At 58.8% G+C, this 19,222-nt stretch carries 23 protein-coding genes and 3 pseudogenes; 16 read left to right on the top strand and 10 right to left on the bottom strand.

The window, feature by feature from the left end; all coding sequences use genetic code 11:
* Positions 1-61 precede the first annotated feature (61 nt).
* Positions 62-718: an O-methyltransferase gene (locus QRN46_RS14140; protein ID WP_201818202.1), complete on the bottom strand. Its 657-nt coding sequence runs from the start codon at positions 716-718 to the stop codon at positions 62-64.
* A gap of 112 nt (positions 719-830) precedes the next feature.
* On the opposite strand from QRN46_RS14140, the gene QRN46_RS14135 reads away from it, so the two are divergent.
* Complete coding sequence (locus QRN46_RS14135; RefSeq protein ID WP_285355325.1) at positions 831-1,463, top strand: TetR/AcrR family transcriptional regulator; 633 nt, start codon at positions 831-833, stop codon at positions 1,461-1,463.
* Here the strand turns inward: QRN46_RS14135 and mug are convergent.
* Together mug and QRN46_RS14125 are read right to left on the bottom strand one after the other, a co-directional pair.
* Positions 1,436-1,948, bottom strand: coding sequence for a G/U mismatch-specific DNA glycosylase (gene mug, locus QRN46_RS14130; protein WP_221614858.1), 513 nt, complete (start codon positions 1,946-1,948; stop codon positions 1,436-1,438). The genes QRN46_RS14135 and mug overlap by 28 nt on opposite strands.
* Positions 1,945-2,568 carry a TetR/AcrR family transcriptional regulator gene (locus QRN46_RS14125; protein WP_285355322.1) on the bottom strand — a complete coding sequence of 208 codons (624 nt, stop codon included), beginning with the start codon at positions 2,566-2,568 and terminating at the stop codon, positions 1,945-1,947. Before QRN46_RS14125 ends, mug begins: the two co-directional genes overlap by 4 nt.
* Before the next feature lie 228 nt (positions 2,569-2,796).
* On the opposite strand from QRN46_RS14125, the gene QRN46_RS14120 reads away from it, so the two are divergent.
* The 5 genes from QRN46_RS14120 (at position 2,797) to QRN46_RS14100 (ending at position 8,805) form a co-directional block, all read left to right on the top strand.
* On the top strand, positions 2,797-3,921 hold the full coding sequence (locus tag QRN46_RS14120) for an HlyD family secretion protein (protein ID WP_201818195.1): 1,125 nt from the start codon (positions 2,797-2,799) through the stop codon (positions 3,919-3,921).
* On the top strand, positions 3,921-5,387 hold the full coding sequence (locus QRN46_RS14115; protein WP_285355320.1) for a DHA2 family efflux MFS transporter permease subunit: 1,467 nt from the start codon (positions 3,921-3,923) through the stop codon (positions 5,385-5,387). Before QRN46_RS14120 ends, QRN46_RS14115 begins: the two co-directional genes overlap by 1 nt.
* Positions 5,388-5,405: 18 nt before the next feature.
* Positions 5,406-6,824, top strand: a complete 1,419-nt coding sequence (locus tag QRN46_RS14110; protein ID WP_285355317.1) for an efflux transporter outer membrane subunit — start codon at positions 5,406-5,408, stop codon at positions 6,822-6,824.
* Positions 6,825-6,846: 22 nt separating this feature from the next.
* Positions 6,847-7,797: an aldo/keto reductase gene (locus QRN46_RS14105; RefSeq protein ID WP_201818188.1), complete on the top strand. Its 951-nt coding sequence runs from the start codon at positions 6,847-6,849 to the stop codon at positions 7,795-7,797.
* A 72-nt stretch (positions 7,798-7,869) separates the two neighbouring features.
* The gene (locus QRN46_RS14100) at positions 7,870-8,805 is read left to right on the top strand and encodes a LysR family transcriptional regulator (protein ID WP_285355315.1); all 936 of its coding nucleotides are present in this window, start codon (positions 7,870-7,872) and stop codon (positions 8,803-8,805) included.
* Positions 8,806-8,850: 45 nt separating this feature from the next.
* Here QRN46_RS14100 and QRN46_RS14095 read toward each other — a convergent pair whose 3' ends face one another.
* Complete coding sequence (locus QRN46_RS14095) at positions 8,851-9,108, bottom strand: DUF2790 domain-containing protein (protein ID WP_011333841.1); 258 nt, start codon at positions 9,106-9,108, stop codon at positions 8,851-8,853.
* A gap of 177 nt (positions 9,109-9,285) precedes the next feature.
* Between QRN46_RS14095 and QRN46_RS14090 the strand changes: the two genes are divergently transcribed.
* Both QRN46_RS14090 and QRN46_RS14085 read left to right on the top strand, forming a co-directional pair.
* Positions 9,286-10,194 (top strand): alpha/beta fold hydrolase, encoded by a 909-nt coding sequence (locus QRN46_RS14090; RefSeq protein WP_201818184.1) that lies wholly within the window; start codon positions 9,286-9,288, stop codon positions 10,192-10,194.
* Between the two features lie 165 nt (positions 10,195-10,359).
* The gene (locus QRN46_RS14085) at positions 10,360-10,698 is read left to right on the top strand and encodes a hypothetical protein (protein ID WP_201818181.1); all 339 of its coding nucleotides are present in this window, start codon (positions 10,360-10,362) and stop codon (positions 10,696-10,698) included.
* 56 nt (positions 10,699-10,754) lie between these two features.
* Here the strand turns inward: QRN46_RS14085 and QRN46_RS14080 are convergent, their stop codons facing one another.
* Complete coding sequence (locus QRN46_RS14080; RefSeq protein ID WP_285355311.1) at positions 10,755-11,495, bottom strand: DUF695 domain-containing protein; 741 nt, start codon at positions 11,493-11,495, stop codon at positions 10,755-10,757.
* A 236-nt stretch (positions 11,496-11,731) separates the two neighbouring features.
* Positions 11,732-12,034: a DUF7660 family protein gene (locus tag QRN46_RS14075; protein WP_084776980.1), complete on the bottom strand. Its 303-nt coding sequence runs from the start codon at positions 12,032-12,034 to the stop codon at positions 11,732-11,734.
* A gap of 76 nt (positions 12,035-12,110) precedes the next feature.
* Between QRN46_RS14075 and QRN46_RS14070 the strand changes: the two are divergent.
* Positions 12,111-12,440, top strand: a pseudogene (locus QRN46_RS14070) (HIT family protein); the annotation flags it as partial.
* A gap of 33 nt (positions 12,441-12,473) precedes the next feature.
* On the opposite strand, the gene QRN46_RS14065 reads toward QRN46_RS14070, so the two are convergent.
* Positions 12,474-12,920, bottom strand: coding sequence for an anti-virulence regulator CigR family protein (locus QRN46_RS14065; RefSeq protein WP_011333836.1), 447 nt, complete (start codon positions 12,918-12,920; stop codon positions 12,474-12,476).
* A 212-nt stretch (positions 12,921-13,132) separates the two neighbouring features.
* On the opposite strand from QRN46_RS14065, the gene QRN46_RS14060 reads away from it, so the two are divergent.
* The 5 genes and pseudogenes from QRN46_RS14060 to QRN46_RS14040 all read left to right on the top strand — a co-directional run bounded on the left by QRN46_RS14060 (position 13,133) and on the right by QRN46_RS14040 (position 16,252).
* Positions 13,133-13,564 (top strand): bleomycin resistance protein, encoded by a 432-nt coding sequence (locus QRN46_RS14060; protein WP_201818169.1) that lies wholly within the window; start codon positions 13,133-13,135, stop codon positions 13,562-13,564.
* A gap of 69 nt (positions 13,565-13,633) precedes the next feature.
* Positions 13,634-13,759: pseudogene (locus QRN46_RS14055) on the top strand (dienelactone hydrolase); the annotation flags it as partial.
* Positions 13,760-13,826: 67 nt separating this feature from the next.
* Positions 13,827-14,150 carry a gamma-glutamylcyclotransferase family protein gene (locus QRN46_RS14050; protein ID WP_041475236.1) on the top strand — a complete coding sequence of 108 codons (324 nt, stop codon included), beginning with the start codon at positions 13,827-13,829 and terminating at the stop codon, positions 14,148-14,150.
* Between the two features lie 434 nt (positions 14,151-14,584).
* On the top strand, positions 14,585-15,277 hold the full coding sequence (locus QRN46_RS14045) for a phytanoyl-CoA dioxygenase family protein (protein ID WP_011333832.1): 693 nt from the start codon (positions 14,585-14,587) through the stop codon (positions 15,275-15,277).
* A gap of 57 nt (positions 15,278-15,334) precedes the next feature.
* Positions 15,335-16,252, top strand: coding sequence for a bifunctional helix-turn-helix transcriptional regulator/GNAT family N-acetyltransferase (locus tag QRN46_RS14040; protein ID WP_011333831.1), 918 nt, complete (start codon positions 15,335-15,337; stop codon positions 16,250-16,252).
* A gap of 48 nt (positions 16,253-16,300) precedes the next feature.
* On the opposite strand, the gene QRN46_RS14035 is transcribed toward QRN46_RS14040, so the two are convergent.
* The gene (locus QRN46_RS14035; protein WP_041475235.1) at positions 16,301-16,756 is read right to left on the bottom strand and encodes a winged helix-turn-helix transcriptional regulator; all 456 of its coding nucleotides are present in this window, start codon (positions 16,754-16,756) and stop codon (positions 16,301-16,303) included.
* A gap of 96 nt (positions 16,757-16,852) precedes the next feature.
* Between QRN46_RS14035 and QRN46_RS14030 the strand changes: the two genes are divergently transcribed.
* Together QRN46_RS14030 and QRN46_RS14025 are read left to right on the top strand one after the other, a co-directional pair.
* Positions 16,853-17,794 carry an aromatic alcohol reductase gene (locus QRN46_RS14030; protein WP_201818163.1) on the top strand — a complete coding sequence of 314 codons (942 nt, stop codon included), beginning with the start codon at positions 16,853-16,855 and terminating at the stop codon, positions 17,792-17,794.
* Between the two features lie 102 nt (positions 17,795-17,896).
* A pseudogene (locus tag QRN46_RS14025) lies at positions 17,897-18,127 on the top strand (hypothetical protein); the annotation flags it as partial.
* A 90-nt stretch (positions 18,128-18,217) separates the two neighbouring features.
* Here the strand turns inward: QRN46_RS14025 and QRN46_RS14020 are convergent.
* Together QRN46_RS14020 and QRN46_RS14015 are read right to left on the bottom strand one after the other, a co-directional pair.
* Positions 18,218-18,694 (bottom strand): PA2171 family ribosome-binding persister protein, encoded by a 477-nt coding sequence (locus QRN46_RS14020; protein WP_011333827.1) that lies wholly within the window; start codon positions 18,692-18,694, stop codon positions 18,218-18,220.
* A 286-nt stretch (positions 18,695-18,980) separates the two neighbouring features.
* A complete protein-coding gene (locus tag QRN46_RS14015) occupies positions 18,981-19,220 on the bottom strand; it encodes a hypothetical protein (RefSeq protein WP_011333826.1) in 240 nt (79 codons plus the stop codon).
* Positions 19,221-19,222 lie beyond the last annotated feature (2 nt).

Below are 19,222 nucleotides of genomic sequence, written 5' to 3'. Positions count from 1 at the left end.
GAGTGATCCATTAATCCGTGGATCAGTCCCCTACTTTTTGAAGCGTGGACAGCGACGGCTATTACCCCAACCGCATCGACACCTCAATATCATCCGCAAACGGCACGCTCACGTAACCGTTCCCCGGCGAACGCACATGCGCCAGATACTCCGGGCAATAATCGGTGTTATCCGCCACCACCAGCGCACCCGGCCGCAGGTGTTTTTCAACCAGTTTCAGCACGTCGCCATACAGCGCTTTCGCACCATCGAGCAGAAGTAAATCCACAGTCGGTGGCAGGTCGCGAGCCAGCGTCACAAGCGCATCCCCTTCCCGAATCTCAATCAGATCACTAACCCCGCCCTCAACAAAATGACGCCGAGCCAGTTCAATCTTCGACGGTTCGAACTCGCTGCCAATCAGCACACCGCCACCGTTGTCCCGCAGCGCTGCCGCCAGGTGCAGGGTCGACAGACCAAACGAGGTGCCGAATTCGACGATGGCTTTGGCCTTTGTACTGCGCGCCAGCATGTACAGCAGTTTGCCGGTGTCGCGGGAGACCGGCAGCCACAGGTCTTTGAGCATGGCGTAGAGTTCGCGGTATTCGGTTTTGCTGTGCATCAGGCGTTCGCGTTCTTCGCCGGATACGTTGTTCAGCGCCGGGCTGGTGGCGGCGCTGGCCTGGGCGTAGAGGCGTTCGATCAGGGTCGCCAGCGGTTCGGTGGTCAGGGTTGTCATGATGGTTTTCCGTGGGTTGAGAGCTAATATGCGAATGATTCGTCGCATTTAAATGATGCAAGCGAATGGCCCTGTTCGCTATTCGCATTCCAACCCGACGCCCGAGCTAGCCATGACCGATCGCCAGACCGCCCGTATTTCCTCACGCAAACAGCCGCAGCAGGCACGCTCCGCCGAGCTGGTGGCGGCGATTCTGCAGGCGGCTATTCAGGTTTTGGCCAAGGAAGGCGCGGCGCGTTTCACCACGGCGCGGGTCGCGGAGAAGGCTGGCGTGAGTGTCGGCTCGCTGTATCAGTACTTTCCCAACAAGGCGGCGATTCTGTTTCGCTTGCAGAGTGATGAGTGGTTGCAGACCACCGGGATGCTGCAGCGGATTCTGGAAAATCATCAGCAACCGCCGCTGGAACGCCTGCGCACGCTGGTGCACGCGTTCATTCGTTCGGAGTGCGAAGAAGCGCAAATGCGCGGCGCATTGAGTGATGCGGCGCCGCTTTATCGCGATGCGCCGGAGGCCCATGAAGTGCGGGCGGCGGGCAGGCGGATCTTTGCGACGTTCATGGAGGAGTTACTGCCCGGGGCCAGCGAATCCGTTCGCACGCAGGCCTGCGATCTGATCCTGGCCACGCTCAGCTCGGTGGGGAAGGAATTTTCACTCAGCCCGCGCACCGACGCGGAAATTACGGATCGAGCCGAGGGGATGGCGGACATGTTCAGTGCTTATGTGGTGGCGCTCGACGCCCGCTGAAGCTGCTGATACGCCGTCACCAGTTGCGCTTGATTAAACGCCAGGTTACGGCCGCTGGGGTTGGGCAGAATCCAGACTTTAGCGCCGCCGAACGTCTCCTCTTGCAGCCCCCACTCAATCGACTTCTTGCCGGATAACCCGGCATACGCCGCCTTACCGAGGAACGCCACGAAGCGCGGCGCGTAACGAGCGATCTTGCGTTCGAAGCTGGCGGCGGCTGCGGTGAATTCCTCCGCCGACAGTTGATCCGCACTCGCCGTCGGACGCTCGACCACGGCGGTCAGGCCGCAGTGGAATTGCAGGATCGAGCGGTCGTCTTCCGGGCGTAACTCATGAGGCGTGAAGCCGGCCAGATGCAGCGTGCGCCAGAAGCGGTTGCTGCGTCCGGCGAAGTGATGGCCCTGCTCTGCCGCCACCAATCCCGGATTGATTCCGCAGAACACCACGGACAGGCCTTGCGTGAGGATGTCCTCAAGCCCGTTCAACCGCAGATCACCTTCACCGCATCGCGCGCCTGCCCGGCCAGTTCTTCGCGGGATTTACCGGCGCGGGCGCGGATCGAGATGCTGTGCAGCAGCGATGACGCGAGCATGGCCCGCGCGGCTGCGTCCACATCACCGTTCAGTTCGCCGGACTCGATCGCCCGTTGCAGACGAGCTTCGAGATCGGCATCGAGCTGGCTCAAGCGCTGGGACAGCACGTTGCGGATTTCCGGGTCCTCGACCGCTTCGGTGGTCGCGGTGCCGATGGCGAAGCAGCCGCGTGGCTGGCCGTCGCCGGAAAAATAGATCGCCAGTTGCCCTTCGTAGAAACCGGTCAGGGCTTGTTGCAGGGTCAGGCTGCTGTCGTTCAGCGCGGCCTGCATGGCGGCGTGGGCGGTGGCCCAGTATTGGTCGAGAGCCTTGATGTAGAGCGCGTGTTTGTCTCCGAACGCGGCGTACAGACTGGGGCGGTTCATGCCGGCGGCGCTGGCGATGCTGTCCAGTGACGCGCCGGAATAGCCGGTGTTCCAGAACACGCCAAGCGCCTGTTGCAGCGCGGTTTGCGGGTCATAGGCCCGTGGACGGCCACGGCCTTTTCCTTCTGTCGGTTTATTTTGTGCCATGTCGTACAAATTCCTTGCGGGGAAATGAAGTCGCTCATATTCTTACACCATCGCACAAAATTAAGGAATCAGAAATTCCTTGATCGGCAGGTTTGTTGTAACAGCGCTCGAACCGGGTCCCGCGGCGACGAAAACAGCGGTACGGAGTGATCCTCCCCCACCGCGAATGGATTTGATGACTCACGCATTCAATGCCGTCCAGGCGCCCAGCCTTTTGGAGAGCCGTTCATGACTCAGCAATTCGATCTCACCGCAGGACAAGCCCGCGCGCACCCCGTCGACGCGCCGCCGAAAATGCCGCTCAAGCAGAGACTGCGCCCGGTCTTCATGTGGGGCGTCCCCGCGCTTTTCGCCGCGATTGGCTACGGCCAGTACGTCGCCAACGAGCCCTTCGTTTCCACCGACAACGCCTATGCCCGCGTGGCCAAGGCCTCGATCAACGCACGGATTTCCGGGCAAGTGGTCGAGATCGCGGTCGACGACAACCAGCCAGTACGCAAAGGCCAGGTGCTGTTTCGCATCGATCCCAAGCCATTGCAAATCGCCGTCGACCGGGCCGAAGCGCAACTGGCCAACGCGCGCCTGCGCATCGACGGGCTCAAGGCCAGTTATCGCCAGCAGCAAGCCGAGCTGCAATCGGCGAAAGCCTCGGCGGAATATGACCAGAAGGAGTTCGCCCGCAAGAAAGCCTTGATCGCCACCGAGTTCGTGTCGAAGGCGCTTTTCGAGCGCGCCGAAACTGACCTGAAAGTCTCGCGCCAACGCATCGCGTCCATCGAGCAACAGATTGCCAACACCGTCGTCGCGTTGAACGGTAACCCGGACATCGCCCTAGACAATCACCCGACCGTGCGCGAGGCCAAGGCTCAGCTCGATGAAGCGCTGCTGTATCTGTCTTACGCCACGGTGACGGCGCCGGACGACGGCATCGTCGCCAGGGTCGATGATTTGCAGGTGGGCAACTACGTCAACAACGGCGCACCGGCGTTTGCGCTGATTTCCGACCGGGAAATCTGGGTCGAGGCCAACTTTCGCGAGACCCAGTTGACGCACATGCGCCCCGGTCAGACCGCGACAGTCACCCTCGATACCTACCCGGATCGCCCGTTCAAGGCACACGTGATCAGCATGAGCCCCGGCGCCGGTGCCGACTTCGCGCTGTTGCCGCCGGAGAACGCCACCGGCAACTGGGTGAAGGTGGTGCAGCGAGTGCCGGTGCGTCTGGAACTGGACGATAGCGACCCTGCCCTGCCGCTGTTTTCCGGTACCAGCGCCACGGTCAAAGTCGACACCGGGCATCGCTCGCCCTGGTGGCAGCCGCTCAAATCGTTGTTGTCTGCGGGTAATTCGTGATGAACAGCTCAGCAGCCGATGCGCGGGCACTGCGGTTTGTCGCCCTGCTCGCCACCTATATGCAGTCGGCCAACCTGCCGTTGCCGAACGCCGCGCTGCGGTTGATTCAGGGCAGTCTGTCGATGACCGACGATCAGGCCGGATGGATTTTCACCTCTTATCTGGCCGCGAGCGCGATCACGATGCCGGTCGCGCAATGGCTCGCCGGACGCTTTGGGTTGAAGCGGGTTTACCAGACAGCACTGGTGCTGTTCGCCCTCGGTCTGTGGCTCGGCACGCTGGCCGGCACACCGCTGGAATTCATCGGCGCACGCCTCCTGCAAGGTCTGGCCAGCGGCGTGATTGCGCCGTTGTCGATGGCCATCGCCCTGGAGACGTTGCCAGCAGCAAAGCGCCCCGCGTTCGGTCCGAAATGGACGGCGCTGGTGCTGTTCGGCATCGTCAGTGGCCCGAGCATCGGCGGCTTGATCTGCGAGTACTTCGACTGGCGCCCGATGTTCTACCTCAGCCTGCCGCTGACTGCGTACATCCTGATGGTGGTGACATTGCTGCTCGTCGAGAAGAAAGCAGACCCGCGTCCGACGTTCGATTTCTTCGGTTTCGCCAGTTTCACGGTCGGCATGATCAGCCTGCAGATGTTGCTCGATCGAGGCGAACGGCTGGACTGGTTCGACTCGCCGGAAATCTGGATCGAAGCGCTGGCCAGCGCCCTCGGCCTGTACCTGTTCGTCGTCCATGCGCTGACCCGCAAGACCCACTTTCTCAGCAAGGGCTTGTTCGGCGACCGCAACTTCATGTTGTCGACGGTGATGTTCTTCGCCCTGGGATTTGTGTTGCTGTCGACCATGGCCCTGACCTCGCCGATGCTCGATGAAATCCTCGGCTATCCGCCGGACACCACCGGGTTGCTGACCGTCCCGCGCGGCATCGGACTGGTAGGCGCATTTTTGCTGATGATGCGCGCGCCAGCATGGATCGACGCTCGGCTGTTTGTTGCCGCCGGCATCGCGCTGGTGGTGTATGCCAACTGGCTGATGCTCGGGTACTCGCCGCTGATGGACTGGACGCCCGTGGCCGTCACCGGGTTTATCCAGGGCGTCGGTCTGGGCGTCTTGATGCCGGCGCTGAGCAAGACCGCGTTCAGCACCATCGACCCGAAACTGCGCCCGGAAGCCACCGGTTTCTTCAACCTGATGCGGGTTTACGGCAGCACCCTCGGCGTGGCCGTGGTGCAGATTTTTTTCTTCAACAACACCCAGGCGATGCACTCGGCGCTGGTCAGTCAGCTGACGCCTTATCGCGTGGCCCTGCCGACCTCCTTGCCGGCGCTCGAAGGCCTCAACCATCTGGTCACCCACCAGGCGGCGTTCGTCGCGGTGATGGGCCAATTCAAGATTCTGATGCTGGCGATGCTCGTGGCGAGTCCGCTGGTGATGTTCCTGCGCAAACCTGTTGCGGCCAACTAATGACGTGGAGTCTGAACCATGAAAGCTTCTATGCGCTTCACCCCGCTGGCGATGCTGGTGATGTTGTCCGCCTGCACCGTCGGCCCTGATTTTCAGCGGCCTGCCGAGAGCCCGTCGCAGCATTACGATCAAGCAGCCGAACAGCATTTTGCGATGGGCCGGCGGCTCAACGGCGATTGGTGGTCGGCGTTCCGTTCACCAAAACTCGATCAGGTTGTGCGCCGCGCCATCGACGGCAACCTCGAACTGGCCGCCGCTGACGCCACCCTTCGTCAGGCCGCCGCTTCAGTCGCGGCGGCGGAAGGCGTGTTGTATCCGCAGGTTGATTTCGCTGCTTCTGCCGGGCGCCAGCGCACCCACAATGGGCCAGAGCCGGTGGTCTCCAATTTCTACGGGATCGGGCCACGGGTCGCGTTCGATCTGGATGTTTTTGGTGGCAACAAACGCGCGGTCGAGCAACAACAAGCGCTGACCGATCTGCAAAAGCATCTCTACGAAGCAGCCTGGCTGACTTTGACCGGCGACGTCGCCAGCCAGGCATTGCTGCTGGCCTCGGCCAACGCGCAGATCCAGGCCGTGGAAACCCTGTTGGCCAACGACGCGAAAAACCTCGATCTGGTGCGCCGGGCCCAGGCGAGCGGCAGCACCACACAAATCGATATCTCGTTGGCCGAAACCCGGCTCGCCCAGGATCGCACGCTGCTGCCACCCCTCGCCCAGCAGCGCGATGCAGCGCGTCACGCATTGTCGATTCTGGCCGGCAAGGGCCAGGCGGACTGGATTGCGCCGGACTTCAGCCTCGACGAATTCGCCCTGCCGTCAAACATCCCGGTCAGCCTGCCTTCGGAAATGGCCCGTACCCGCCCGGACATTCTCCAGGCTGAATCCGAACTGCACATCGCCAGCGCGGCGGTGGGTGTCGCGACCGCCAATCTTTACCCGCATGTCGAGCTGTCGGCCTCGCTGATGCAAGCCGCGTCGGGCAATGGCGGCGCCGCACTCTGGGGATTTGCCGCCGGCCTGACGGCGCCGATCTTCAATGGCGGCACCTTGAAGGCTGAACGCGAAGGCGCCGTCGAAGGCTACAACGCGTCACTCGCCCGCTATCAACAGACGGTGATTCAGTCCTTCGGCCAGGTCGCGGACACCTTGCAGGCGCTCAACCACGGCGCAGAGCAAAACCTGGCGCAGGACGACGCCTTGCAAGCAGCCGACACCAGCCAGCGTCTCAATCGCCAGGCCTACGCCCAGGGCGAAACCAGTCTGTTGCAGGTGCTGGAAGCCGAACGCGCCTACCAACAGGCGCTGCTCGGGCAGATTCAGGTGAAGACCGCGCGTTATCTCGACTCGGTGCGCCTGTTCGTGGCGCTCGGCGGCAACTCGGTGGGTGTGCTCGACCAGAAGCTCGCCACCCGCAAAACCTCATTCCTTCTTTAACGGCAGATACCGGAGACACGACATGACCTACGAAGCCTTTCACGATGAACTTCGCAACACCCGCCTACCGCTGAACAACGGCGCAGGCTCGATGCCGGCCGTGGGATTCGGCACGTTGTTTCGCGACTTGAGCACCACCACCGATGCGGTCAAGTGCGCGCTGGAAGTGGGCTTTCGCCACTTCGACTGCGCCGAGCGCTATCGCAATGAAGCGCAGATTGGCGAGGCTTTTGCGCAGGTGTTTTCGGCGGGCAACATCCGCCGCGAAGACGTGTTCGTCACCAGCAAACTGTGGAACACCAACCATCGCCCCGAGCGAGTAAAACCGGCGTTCGAAGCCAGTTGTCAGCGGCTGCAAGTCGACTATCTCGACAGCTACCTGATCCACACGCCATTCGCCTTCCAGCACGGCGACGATCAGGACCCGCGGGATGTGTTCGGCCACGTTATCTACGATGGCGAAACCCGTTTGATCGACACCTGGCGAGCGCTCGAAGCGCTGGTGGATGAAGGACGCTGCAGGTCCATCGGCCTTTCCGACATCACCCTCGGTGCACTGAAGGACATCGTCGCCGCCGCACGGATCAAACCGGCGGTGGTGCAGATCGAATCCCATCCGTACCTGCCGGAGTGGGAGATGCTGGAATTCTGCAAGGAGCACGGCATCATCCTGCTCGCCTTCGCCCCATTGGGTCATGGCATGGAGCCGAATGTGCTCGAGGACTCCGTACTCACCGGAATCGCCCGGCACGTACAGAAAACCCCGGCGCAAGTGGCCTTGGCCTGGGCGGTGCAGCGTGGGACGGCGTTCCTGACGACCTCGGCCAATCCGAGCCGGATTCAGGAAAACTTCGATATCGCGACGTTGCCGCACCGGGCGATGCGCGAGATCAAGGAAGAGATCACGACGCGAATCCGCTTCAACTCGGTGGTCGAGACCGGCGTACCTGGTTTCATCCCCCGTAAAAAGTGACACATGGCAAAGGGGCGGCCTCCTGTGAGGTCGCCCCTATACTCTTTCCACCTGACTGTTGAGACGACACCGATGGACGTCTTCCAAAGCATGCGCTTCTTCATCGCCGTCGCCCAAAGTGGCAGCTTCACCGCCGCCGCCGAGCTGCTGGACACCAATACCACCAACGTCTCCAAAGCGATCTCTGCTCTCGAAGCACGTCTGCACACGCGGCTGATCAATCGCACCACCCGCCGTCTGGCCCTGACCGAAGCCGGTGTGCGCTATCTGGAACGCTGCGAAAAAATCCTCGATGACGTGCGCGAAGCCGACGAAGAAGCCGGCACCGCCCAGACCCTGCCCGTCGGCCGCTTGAAGATTCACACCATGTCGGCCATCGGCAACCACTACGTGATCGACGCCATCGCCCGCTATCGCGACATTCACCCCACGGTGATGTTCGATCTGACCCTGACCAACCGCGTCCCCGACCTGCTCGAAGAAGGCTTCGACATGTCCATCGTGCTGGCCCGCGACCTGCCGGATTCCGGCTTCGTCGCGCAACGTTTGGGCATCACCTACAGCATTCTTTGCGCCTCGCCCGCCTATGTGGCCAAACGCGGTCTGCCGCAAACACCGGGCGAGCTTTGCGAACACGAGTGTCTGCGCATCGTCAACACGGTGATGCCGGTGGAAAACTGGACATTCGAAGGGCCCGAAGGCATGGAAACCATCAGCATTCCCGTATCACCCTTCCACATCAACACCGCCGACGGCATGACCATCGCGATCAGAAAAGGCATGGGCATCGGTATTCAGCCGATTGCTTCGGCCGTGGATGGTTTGAGGGCGGGAACTTTGGTGCGGGTGTTGCCGGAGTACCGGCTGGAGGAGTTGAACCTGTTCGCGATCTATCCGTCGCGCAAGTTCGTCGATGCGAAGATCAAGACCTGGGTGGAGTTTCTGAAGCAGTCGATCCCGCAATTGCTGGCATCGGATGAAGACATCGTTGGAAAGAAAGCGGTTTGAGTACCGCAGACATGGAGTGTCGACCCTCCATCCCCTGCGCCCGACTCAACTGGAACAGCCAGTGCCCATCACTTGATATTGCAGAACGTGGCGCTCGCCATGGGAATCTTCGTAGGTCATCTGCACCGGCACCGGGGCGCATTCGTTGGCCGGTTCGGTGATGGAGATGACGTGTTCGATGTCCAGATTGGTCGAAGAACTGTAGGTCTCGACCGGGATGTTCGCCGCGTCCGCGTTATCGGCGTAAGCGTGCGCACCGAAACTGCCAAGCATTAAAACCAGCGCGATTTTCTTGAGATTCATGATGTTCACCGTCTCGTTGAGGACCGTGTTTGTTCACGGATTGGAGACGATGCTAAGGGTTCGGGTAGTGCTGAAAAATCGGCCAGCTGAACAAACACTGTTGCCGGATTTCGTATGAATACTGTCTGAAACATCAAAGCCGACTACGCTCCAGCCACCCCCTCTGGAGTGAACGCCATGATCCGCGCCCTGCTCACCGCTTCCCTGCTGCTGGTCATGAGTGTTCCGGCCCATGCGGACGTGACGCCCTTCCCCGCCTCGTTCCGCACTCAGGACATCGCCGTCGACGGTGCGAAAATCCACACGCGCATCGGCGGAAAAGGCCCGGCGGTGGTGCTGTTGCACGGTTTCGGCGACACCGGTGATATGTGGGCGCCGCTGGCGGCGGATCTGGCGAAGGATCACACCGTGGTGGTGCCTGATTTGCGGGGCATGGGCCTGTCGTCGATCCCGGCCGATGGCTACGACAAGAAGACCCAGGCCGGTGATATCCGCGCGGTGCTGGCTTCGCTGGGCATCGAGCATTCGGTGGTGGTCGGCCACGACATCGGCACCATGGTCGCCTTCGCCTACGCCTCGCGGTATCCGCAGCAGACCGATCGCCTGGTGGTGATGGACGCGCCCGTTCCGGGGATCCCGCCCTGGAACGAAATCGTCCGCTCGCCGATGCTCTGGCATTTCGATTTCGGCGGGCCGGATGCAGAACGGCTGGTGGCCGGGCGTGAGCGCATCTACCTCGACCGCTTCTGGAACGAGTTCGCCGGCGACCCGAAAAAAGTCGACGAGGCCACCCGCCAGCACTACGCCAAACTCTACGCCCGCCCCGGCGCCATGCACGCGGCGTTCGCCCAGTTCCGTGCGATTCGCCAAGACGCGGTGGACAACGAAACGTCGATGAAAACCAAACTGAAAATGCCGGTACTGGCGGTGGGCGGCGAGAAGTCCTTCGGCAACAACGAAGCCATGGTGATGCGCAATGCCGCCGACCACGTCACCGAATTGGTGATCGCCGACGCGGGGCATTGGCTGATGGAGGAAGCGCCAGTGGAAACCACTCAAGCGATTCGCAGGTTTATTGCGCAGTGACTGACAAGCAGGTTGTTGTCATCGGTGCCGTTCAGCGCATCTCAGGCCACCGAGCTCAATCATTGACTACATCAATAACAACCATTAATTCAATGAAGTTCTCATATCGAATCCAAAGCGTAGGATCTGCTCCATACCAACCCACTGCACACGGAGTACAGAACCATGAAACGCCAAACTATCCTCGGTATCGCTTTCTCACTCTTCGCCCTGAATGCTTTTGCGGCGACCGAGACTGACCCACTGTTCAGCGATGCAGTTGCCTCTGCGACTCAGACTGATCCACTGTTCAGTGACGCCGTAGCCGCGACCGAAACCGATCCACTGTTCAGCGATGCCGTAGCCGCGACCGAAACCGATCCACTGTTCAGCGATGCCGTAGCCGCGACTGAAACCGATCCGCTGTTCAGCGATGCCGTAGCCGCGACTGAAACCGATCCGCTGTTCAGCGATGCGGTTGCCGAAGGTGGTTCTGACCGTCTGATCGAACGTCGTAACGTCTGAATGCGGGGTTTTACCGCAGCACTCGACAAAAGCCCGGCCTTATCCGCCGGGCTTTTTCATGTCTGAAGGGTATCGCCCTGTCCTTTGATGCGAATCACCTCCGCCAGGTTGTCAGCAGGCTGCGAACCGGTACTCAACACCACATCCCGGCGTGCACTCAACTCGATAGGGTATGGCCCGCCCTGCGAGAGCGCCGACCGCGTCCTGGCGGTAAACGCTTCATCGTTTTGCGTATAGAAAATCCACTCCCGCTGGTGTCCACCCGTCACCGTGCAGACCCACTTCGCCAGTTCCTTCTCCTCTACCGCCGGCACTATCAACTTCTCCATATCAGCCATGCGGATGGCGTCCCGACGCTCCGGTATCACGCCTGTCGATGTGTACTTCCAGACGATCCTGATTTTGAAAGACAACGCTCGTTTCTCAGTCAGCGATATCGAGTCCAGCCCCTTGTAGATCATGGGTGCGGGGGACTCTGGAAAATCGGATGGCTGATACTTGCTTTCAGAGGCCTCGACAATTTGCTGCTGTGGGGGATAAACGAATTTGTCGTCGAGAAGCGCTTCGAGCGCCGCCCTGCTTCTGCGTTCTCGATTCGCTACACAATTATCGTAATCAACACTTTTGGCCGGACCAGCCGCCAGGCACGCGTCACGCTCGACCGGAGGCGGCGACTTGGAGCTGGAGCAGCCAGCAACGACTACGCTGACTATCGCCAGCAAGCGGAAGCGGTTTGTGGCGTGCATTACGCCAAAACCGGACCTCATCAGAGAGCGCCCGGTTTTATCAATGACCATGAATAGCTTTTCCTTTAAACCTTGACCTGCGGCTGCAAACCAGCCCCGCTGGCTTCAATTTTTATTGCGTCCGTGATGTCCTCCTGAAAATAGATCGGCAGGTGTAAAGCTTCTTCAGGACGTAACAGTTGTCGTCATCGCGAGCTTTTTCTGAAGATCGGAGAACCGGCTTAAAGAGGACGGATCTTTTGTCGGGGGAGAAGAACCTGTCACCTCTGTGCGCGACAATACAACTGTCACTCATAAAACTTTCCAGCGAACAGAATCGCTGCACAGCGCTGCCATACATTCGATTGGGCATTATCGTCCAAAGGAGATCGGTTGCTGGCATGCGCCCATGCAGCTGCCGCATCGAGAAACGCATTAACCGTTCCGTTTTCCCATTCCTGGCTATCTGATCGATCTATTGATGAGGGAGCGTTATGTTCCAACAAACGTTCACTGGCAAAATCAGCCCCCAGCGCCTCGACAAATCGAATGAACGACTGCTCATCTCTGACAAGCGCTAACAATTCATCAAGATCTACAGGCGTGTGCATAGGTTTTCCGGGTAAGGCGTTTTGAGTGAATGCATGCTGCGACAGGGGAACGCGAACGGTCAACTCACCGTCGGACGGAGGGCTGCTCGCAAGAACTCAGCAAATCATTGAGCGCCATCTGAAGCCCAAGCGCCTTTATATCGGCCGCTTCGGTCATGAACCCGGTCTTCCCCTCCATTTCCATTTCATACCGGTCTATGCCTGGGTCGAAGACCTGTTCTGGAAAGACTCCCGCTTTCGCCTGCTCGAATCTTTTGCCTAGGTCGAGAATCCTTTGCCATCAACCGATGGTGCAGAACTGACGCTGTTCGTTTGGCGAGAATTTGCCGAGAACCCCAAACCGCCGGTGATCCAGGGACGCTCTGTTGAAGAGGTGATTGAGGAACTGCGCAGCGCCTTCAAATGATCAGTTCATCGAGTCGCCCGCTGCGCTGATGACTCAATCGAAGGCGCCATTGAGCACTTCATAAATCAGCCCGGTGGCCAGCGCGACCAGGATCAGATCGGTACCGACCTGCTGCCATTCGTAGCCGTCGTAGTGCGGCAGTCTGCCGACCAGTCGACCATCGAGCTTCTTCGCAATACCGGGCGGCAGCGGTTTGCCCCGCGCCAGGTTCTTCTGGATGCCGGGCGGCAACGCCGGGCCCGGGGTCCAGTAGCCACGATAGCCGTCCACGATCCCGATCACCCCGCCGCGATCAATACTCGGGCCGTGCCCCTGATAACCGCCCCCGCCTTTTTTCCCCTGATTGCCATGATCCTGGCTGTTATGCGGGTTGCCTTTGCCCTGCCCCTTTCCGTTGCCAGGATCGGCCAGCGCGGACACCGAAGTGCTCAACAGCGCAATACAGGTCGTGGTCGCAATCAACGTGCGTAAACCGGACATGGGTCGTTCCTAGAAAGAATGTGTGTGTGGATTGTAGTCAGTTTTTTTTACAGGCATGGAGAGATGGCCCTGTCATCGCGGTTTGTGACGATTCTCGATGCGTGCAGCTTTCGGTGCTCCCCGATTCGCGCTTACCATGCGCCCGACTCGTATTATCGCGGGAAAGAAGTCTGGCACCGCCGCCCCGACTTCAACGAAAAGGAATTCACCCCATGTTCGAACGGAACAAACTGGTTCCAGAATTGATGGTCACGGATCTGCAGGCCAGCCTCGCGTTTTGGGTCTCCTGCCTGGGCTTCAACATCGCTTATCAACGCCCGGAAGAGGGCTTTGCCTACCTCGACCTGAATGGCGCTCAAGTCATGCTCGAACAGGTTGATCCGGATGCAGGCCAATGGCTGACGGCGGAACTGAGCAAGCCCTTCGGAAGAGGCGTCAATCTGCAGATTGACGTTGAGGCGGTTGCCCCCATCATCGAAAGACTGGGCACCGCTCAGGTCTCACTCTATAAAACCTGCAAAGACACCTGGTATCGCGCTGATGATGTCGAAGTCGGCCAGCGTGAATTTCTCGTTCAGGATCCGGACGACTATCTCGTAAGACTGGTAGAACGTCTGGGCGAACGTCCCGTTTGCCCGATTTGATCAAGGACGATAAAAACAATGAAAAACGGCAATTTGGCACGGTTTCGAAGGGGCGAATTGCAGTCGCCGGCCATTCCCCTGCTCGAAGAGGACTCGCCCGGCGACGGCATCATCTGTGCGGACGGCGGCGCTCGTTCCCGTGAGGTGATCCAGCAACAGGTGGTTGCGTTAATTAGCCGGTCGGCGCAGAACTGATCGCGGTCTTGCCTGCGTATCGTTCATCCGTCAGGATCCCTCCCTTTTTTGACTGGCAGCAGCAATCGTGGAACGTCTTTTCGTTTATGGAACCCTGGGTCCTGGCCGACCGAATGAGCATGTGATGCCGAAAATCGGCGGCACGTGGCAGGCCGCTTCGCTGAAGGGGCGTCTGTCGCAGGCCGGATGGGGCGCGGCGATGGGTTTTCCCGGTCTGGTGATTGCCGAGGATGGCGATGTGATCGAAGGCTACGTGTTCGCTTCCGAGAGTTTCCACGAACACTGGGCGGCACTGGATGAGTTTGAAGGGGCTGAGTATCAGCGGGTGTTGACCAAGGTGAAGCTGGATAACGGAACGACGATGGATGCCTATGTCTACGCGCTCAAATAGTCGGCCTTCGGCCTTTTCTCGACGGATGAAAATCTTCCTGGCCGGGCTAGTGTTTTGTGTTGGGCTATGGGGTGCTTCCGAGTGGTGGGAGAAGGCGTTGGCGAAGCCTGACTACGCAGCTCATATCAGCCCCGATGGCTGCTTCAGGGTGCAAACTTTCAGACCTTTCTGGTTACTGCCCAACTTCCTTCACCCGCAGGCGCCTCCAGACGCCCCCTTCGAAACTCAATGGTTCGTCCGCTGGGAATCTCCCGCGTTTTTCCGTTTGTACGACAATCGCGATGATCAGCTACTTGGCGAAAGCGAAATCTATGATCTTGTGAGTTACGGGAACCGATTGTCTTGGGGTTACGGCAGCGATACCGAGGTTCGCGTTGGCTTGATCACGATCGGCAATACTCGCCCTGATTGTACAAAGGGAGACTGATGAAGCCATGACGAGCCGCGAACTACTCCATAGCAAAGGCTACACCCTGCTCTTTGGAGCAGTTCCGACCATGTGGCTGGCCGCCCTTCGCCTCGCTTTCGATACCGGTATCAAACCCTCAAACGAATGGCCCGTGCCCCGCGGCATCGATTGGCGCCATTCTCAGCTGGACACTGACCCGGTTGTTCAGGCCCTCTGCCGATTGCCACCACTGCTGGCGGTGGTGGGCGAGTTGATCGGCGAACGCTTCTTCCTCTCTCAGGTCGAGGGCCGCGAACCGCTCATCAATGGCGGCCACCAACAACTGCACCGCGACTTGTCGGCGCAACGCCCCGGCGACACCGTCAACGCGCTGGTGTACCTCGACGATTACGGCCCGGAAAACGGTGCAACCCGCATCGTCCCCGGCAGCCATCGCCCTGCTCTGAGCGAGCCCCCATTCGATTTCACTGACGAGTCCCGATCCGTGCAGCTGACGGGCAGCGCGGGCGACATCCTGATCTTCGATGCCGACCTGATCCACGCCGGCAGCTTGAACTCCAGCGGTGCAGCCCGACGAACCCTGTTGATTACCTGGTTTTCCGAATCGCTCTACTCAACGCATCTGGAAACGGTGAGCCTCAGAAACATAAAAATGGACACGACCGAGCGGTTCGATCCGGGAGACTTTGCGTTCGGGATCGTGGAATCATTCATTTGACTTGATTGCCTTAGGCAACTATATAGTTGCCTAAGGCAAATATATGAGCATACCGTAATGTCCACAATCACCGACCGCGCCGACATCGTTCGGCAATTCAACCGCTTCTATACTCACCAGATCGGCGTGTTGCAGGAGCATCTGCTGCAAAGCGATTACTCGCTGACCGAGCTGCGCATCCTCTACGAACTCGCGTCCGGCGGTGACCTCACCAGCGCCGACCTGCGCCAGATGCTCGGCCTCGACGCGGGCTACATGAGTCGCCTCATCAGCGGTTTCGACAAAAAGGGCCTGATCCAGAAAGTCCCCTCCGCCACCGACGCCCGCGCCAGTCAATTGCACATCACCGACCTCGGCCGCGAAACTCTCGCCCCGCTGGAACAGGCCTCGCGACAAGAAGTCATCACCCTGCTCGAACGCCTGTCTGAACCGCAGCAACTGCAACTGATCGCCTCGATGAAGCAAATACAGACGCTACTCGAGGGCGGCCAGTCGACGACCTATCTGTTGCGCGATCCGCAGCCCGGTGACATGGGCCTGGTGGTGCATCAACAGACCGCAATCTACAGCCGTGAATACGGCTGGAATTCAGAGTTCGAAGCGCTGGTGGCAGAGGTTGTTGCCAAGTACCTGCGCGAATTCGACCCCAGCGGCGAGCGCTGCTGGATCGCGGAAAAGGACGGCAAGGTGGTGGGTTCGGTATTCGTCATCCGCCACGACGAAACCACCGCGAAACTGCGCATGCTCTACGTGGATGCCAGCGCGCGGGGCCTGGGGATCGGCAATCGGCTGGTCGAAGAATGTCTGCGTTTTGCCCGGGATGTCGGTTACAAGAAGATGATTTTGTGGACCACCAGCAATCTGGTGGATGCCCGCCGGTTGTATCAGCGGGCGGGGTTTGAGTTGGTCGAGGAAGAGCCGATTCACAGCTTCGGCAAAGAGCTGGTGAGTCAGACATGGGCGATCGAGTTGTGAGGTTTATGCTCGCGGTGAGTCGTCGTAGTCAGGCAGGACAATAGCGTCCTAAGGCACCTCTGAATCGACCGCCATGGGCGTAGGGACTTGCCATGAAGGTTTTTGGTCAACCTGACTGTCGAAAGCACGACGTGCCTTGCGAATGTCGTCGACGTTTTCGACCACCCACGTCCACACAGGCGACATACGGACCAAAAGTCCCATGCCCAGTGGCGTCAGCTCGTATTCGACACGTGGCGGAACTTCACCGAACTCCCGTCGAATCAGAAGACCATCACGCTCCAGTGAGCGCAGCGTCTTGGTCAACATGCGCTGAGTCACGCCCCTCATCTGTCGCTTGATCTCGGCATGGCGCATCGTGCCGTACACACCCAGCGCGTGCAGGATGCCCAACGACCAGCGACTGCCGGCATGCGTGAGGACTTCTCGCCGGACGCCATCATCATCGTCTCTGAGCGTCTGGCAGATCCTCTCTGCCTGGCCAAGAGTCTCTTGGTCGGTCATTTCTCCTCCCGGTATCACACGTGTGCCTTCTTACTGGTGCTGGCGAATGGTGCAAGTATTTGCCCATCTTACAGACAGCAGGTTTCAGGAGACATCATGACCGAAGTCATACCGCTTTCCCCCCAATCGATTCTCGTACTGGGCGCCGGCGAACTCGGCCTGCCGGTTTTGCGCAATCTCGCACAGGTCGCAAAACGCGCACCCGGTTCCACAATCAGTGTCCTTCTCAGAGCCTCAACCATCGGTACTCAGGTGCCCGAGAAAAAGGCAGAAATCGATGAGCTGCGGAGTCTGGGTATTCAAATGGTCGCCGCCGATCTGGTGAGCGATTCGATCGATCAACTGGCTGAAGTTTTCGCACGATTCGATACCGTCATCGGCTGTGCAGGCATGGTCGCGGGTCGGGAAACGCCGATGAAGCTTGCCACCGCAGCGCTCAAGGCCGGCGTGAAGCGCTACTTCCCATGGCAGTTTGGTGTGGATTTCGAAGTGATCGGGCGAGGCAGTCCTCAGGACCTGTTTGATGCTCAGCTCGATGTGCGCGAGTTGCTTCGCGCCCAGGATAAAACCGAGTGGGTCATCATCTCGACGGGCATGTTCACCAGTTTCCTGTTCGAGCCGGTATTTGAGGTCGTGGACTTCGACAACGACGCCGTGAACGCATTGGGCAGTCTCGACAACAGCGTGACGCTCACGACACCGCAAGACATCGGCAGGTTGACCGCCGAAATCGTCTTCTTCGAACCTCGTTTTCGCAATCAGATCGTCTACCTTTCCGGTGACACCGTGACCTACGGACAAGTGGCGAGCATCCTTGAACGGGTGCTGGAACGTCCGTTCAAACGCAACGTCTGGACTGTCGAGCACCTGATCCTGGAACTCGAAAAAGATCCCACCCACCACATCAAAAAGTATCGCGCCGTGTTTGCACAAGGCAGAGGCGTGGCCTGGCCGAAAGCTGGCACGTTCAACGAGCAGCAATCCATTCAGGTCACCAGCGCAGAACAGTGGGTTCGAGAAAACCTCGCAGGCGACTGAAATCACTTCGCGCTCAACGGTTCTGCAGGACTGATGAGCGCACCTCATAATGCCTCGTCGATGTACCCGTCCAGTCCTCTCCCTTGCGCTCGCTTACTGTTCATCCGCGCCGCTTACGACATCATCGACCACTGGTACTACAAACAGAGTGAACTGTTACGCAGCGAGCCCGTAATGGGTATGGCTTATGACGAATTCCCTCTGTTCTATGAGCGCGAGTCAACGCACAAAGGCTATCGCAAGGCACTGCTGTTTTCGGTGCGCACGCCGTGGATTTTCGCGTCATTCTGGGTGCTGCTCGGCTTTTGGGGTGTGTACATCCAGGTGGCCTGATCACATCGACCTCCCCTCGCGCAGGGGCTGAAATAGATAAGCCCGGCATTGAGCCGGGCTTGTGATTACGCAGCAGAATCATCTAATTGTTCAGGCTGCCATATTCGCCCCGCCGAGGCTTTTCTTGAGTGAAGCCTTCATCACTTCCATTTCCTTGCCCAGCTCCTCGAGCTTTGCCTTGCCCAGCAGCTTTCTGGCCTGAGGAAACATCTCAGTTTCCTCTTCCTCAATATGGTGTTCCAGAAGCTCTTTGACCACCTTCACGCGGCCGGCAAACTCAGGTGTAGAAGGATCGGTGGATTTCAGGTCAGGCAATACCAGTGAATCTACCGTGCGGTGTTCTTCTTTCGCCTCGTAGTACATCTCATCCTGTTCCTTATCGCCTGCCTCCTTGAAAGCCGGATACAGAATCTGCTCCTCGAGCTGAGTATGAATGGTAATTTCCAGTTCAAGCTTGTCCAGCAACTCCGCACGCTTTTTTAATGCGCGATCGGTGGATTCACTGAGTTGATTCAGAATGCCTTTAACTTTTTCGTGGTCAGTTTTCAGAAGGTCGATGGCGTTCATTTCAGGCCTCTATCACGGATGATTGTTCGCCGATCAAGGTCGGCAATTCTCGCGTTATTCCGGACAGATCTCGCATATTTTGTGCCAGCATCACAGCTTTTAAATGGCATTAAATATCAAGGAGTTGCGCAATGTGATGGCAAAATATAAGCATGCACTCTGCATGAGTAGGGGGTGAGGTGATTGCAAATAGCGGAAGTGAGTCAGTAATCGGCAATTGCTGCGAGAGGTAATAATGATTGGAAATACAAGCGTAGGACGCTAGGGCGAGTAGCCCTAGCTGATATCACTTTTTCTTGTTCGCCGGTTTTTCTGCTTTGTCTGACTTTTTAGCCTTGGTTGTCTTGCTGTCAGTTTTTTTTGCAGATTTTTTTGGTTCGGCATCTTTTTTCTTGTCTTTCTTTTCGGGCGATTTGGCAAGAGCCGAGGCAGCCGCTGACTTTTTCGTTGGGGACGATTTCTTGTCTTTCAATTCCTTGGCATTTTTCGAGGACTCACCTTTATTTTTCTTCTCTTCTTTAGCCACGT

Origin of the sequence: Pseudomonas sp. lyk4-R2A-10 (assembly GCF_030209075.1) — a bacterium.
In the GTDB taxonomy this organism is placed as follows: domain Bacteria; phylum Pseudomonadota; class Gammaproteobacteria; order Pseudomonadales; family Pseudomonadaceae; genus Aquipseudomonas; species Aquipseudomonas glycinae.
This window is presented reverse-complemented; position numbering and strand designations above follow the sequence as displayed.

What these genes read in the sequence shown, in the direction of transcription:
- QRN46_RS14140 (WP_201818202.1), bottom strand. Translation starts at nt 718, where the DNA reads ATGACAACCCTGACCACCGAACCGCTGGCGACCCTGATCGAACGCCTC.
- QRN46_RS14135 (WP_285355325.1), top strand. Translation starts at nt 831, where the DNA reads ATGACCGATCGCCAGACCGCCCGTATTTCCTCACGCAAACAGCCGCAG.
- QRN46_RS14125 (WP_285355322.1), bottom strand. Translation starts at nt 2,568, where the DNA reads ATGGCACAAAATAAACCGACAGAAGGAAAAGGCCGTGGCCGTCCACGG.
- QRN46_RS14120 (WP_201818195.1), top strand. Translation starts at nt 2,797, where the DNA reads ATGACTCAGCAATTCGATCTCACCGCAGGACAAGCCCGCGCGCACCCC.
- QRN46_RS14115 (WP_285355320.1), top strand. Translation starts at nt 3,921, where the DNA reads ATGAACAGCTCAGCAGCCGATGCGCGGGCACTGCGGTTTGTCGCCCTG.
- QRN46_RS14110 (WP_285355317.1), top strand. Translation starts at nt 5,406, where the DNA reads ATGAAAGCTTCTATGCGCTTCACCCCGCTGGCGATGCTGGTGATGTTG.
- QRN46_RS14105 (WP_201818188.1), top strand. Translation starts at nt 6,847, where the DNA reads ATGACCTACGAAGCCTTTCACGATGAACTTCGCAACACCCGCCTACCG.
- QRN46_RS14100 (WP_285355315.1), top strand. Translation starts at nt 7,870, where the DNA reads ATGGACGTCTTCCAAAGCATGCGCTTCTTCATCGCCGTCGCCCAAAGT.
- QRN46_RS14095 (WP_011333841.1), bottom strand. Translation starts at nt 9,108, where the DNA reads ATGAATCTCAAGAAAATCGCGCTGGTTTTAATGCTTGGCAGTTTCGGT.
- QRN46_RS14090 (WP_201818184.1), top strand. Translation starts at nt 9,286, where the DNA reads ATGATCCGCGCCCTGCTCACCGCTTCCCTGCTGCTGGTCATGAGTGTT.
- QRN46_RS14085 (WP_201818181.1), top strand. Translation starts at nt 10,360, where the DNA reads ATGAAACGCCAAACTATCCTCGGTATCGCTTTCTCACTCTTCGCCCTG.
- QRN46_RS14080 (WP_285355311.1), bottom strand. Translation starts at nt 11,495, where the DNA reads ATGGTCATTGATAAAACCGGGCGCTCTCTGATGAGGTCCGGTTTTGGC.
- QRN46_RS14075 (WP_084776980.1), bottom strand. Translation starts at nt 12,034, where the DNA reads ATGCACACGCCTGTAGATCTTGATGAATTGTTAGCGCTTGTCAGAGAT.
- QRN46_RS14065 (WP_011333836.1), bottom strand. Translation starts at nt 12,920, where the DNA reads ATGTCCGGTTTACGCACGTTGATTGCGACCACGACCTGTATTGCGCTG.
- QRN46_RS14060 (WP_201818169.1), top strand. Translation starts at nt 13,133, where the DNA reads ATGTTCGAACGGAACAAACTGGTTCCAGAATTGATGGTCACGGATCTG.
- QRN46_RS14045 (WP_011333832.1), top strand. Translation starts at nt 14,585, where the DNA reads ATGACGAGCCGCGAACTACTCCATAGCAAAGGCTACACCCTGCTCTTT.
- QRN46_RS14040 (WP_011333831.1), top strand. Translation starts at nt 15,335, where the DNA reads ATGTCCACAATCACCGACCGCGCCGACATCGTTCGGCAATTCAACCGC.
- QRN46_RS14035 (WP_041475235.1), bottom strand. Translation starts at nt 16,756, where the DNA reads ATGACCGACCAAGAGACTCTTGGCCAGGCAGAGAGGATCTGCCAGACG.
- QRN46_RS14030 (WP_201818163.1), top strand. Translation starts at nt 16,853, where the DNA reads ATGACCGAAGTCATACCGCTTTCCCCCCAATCGATTCTCGTACTGGGC.
- QRN46_RS14020 (WP_011333827.1), bottom strand. Translation starts at nt 18,694, where the DNA reads ATGAACGCCATCGACCTTCTGAAAACTGACCACGAAAAAGTTAAAGGC.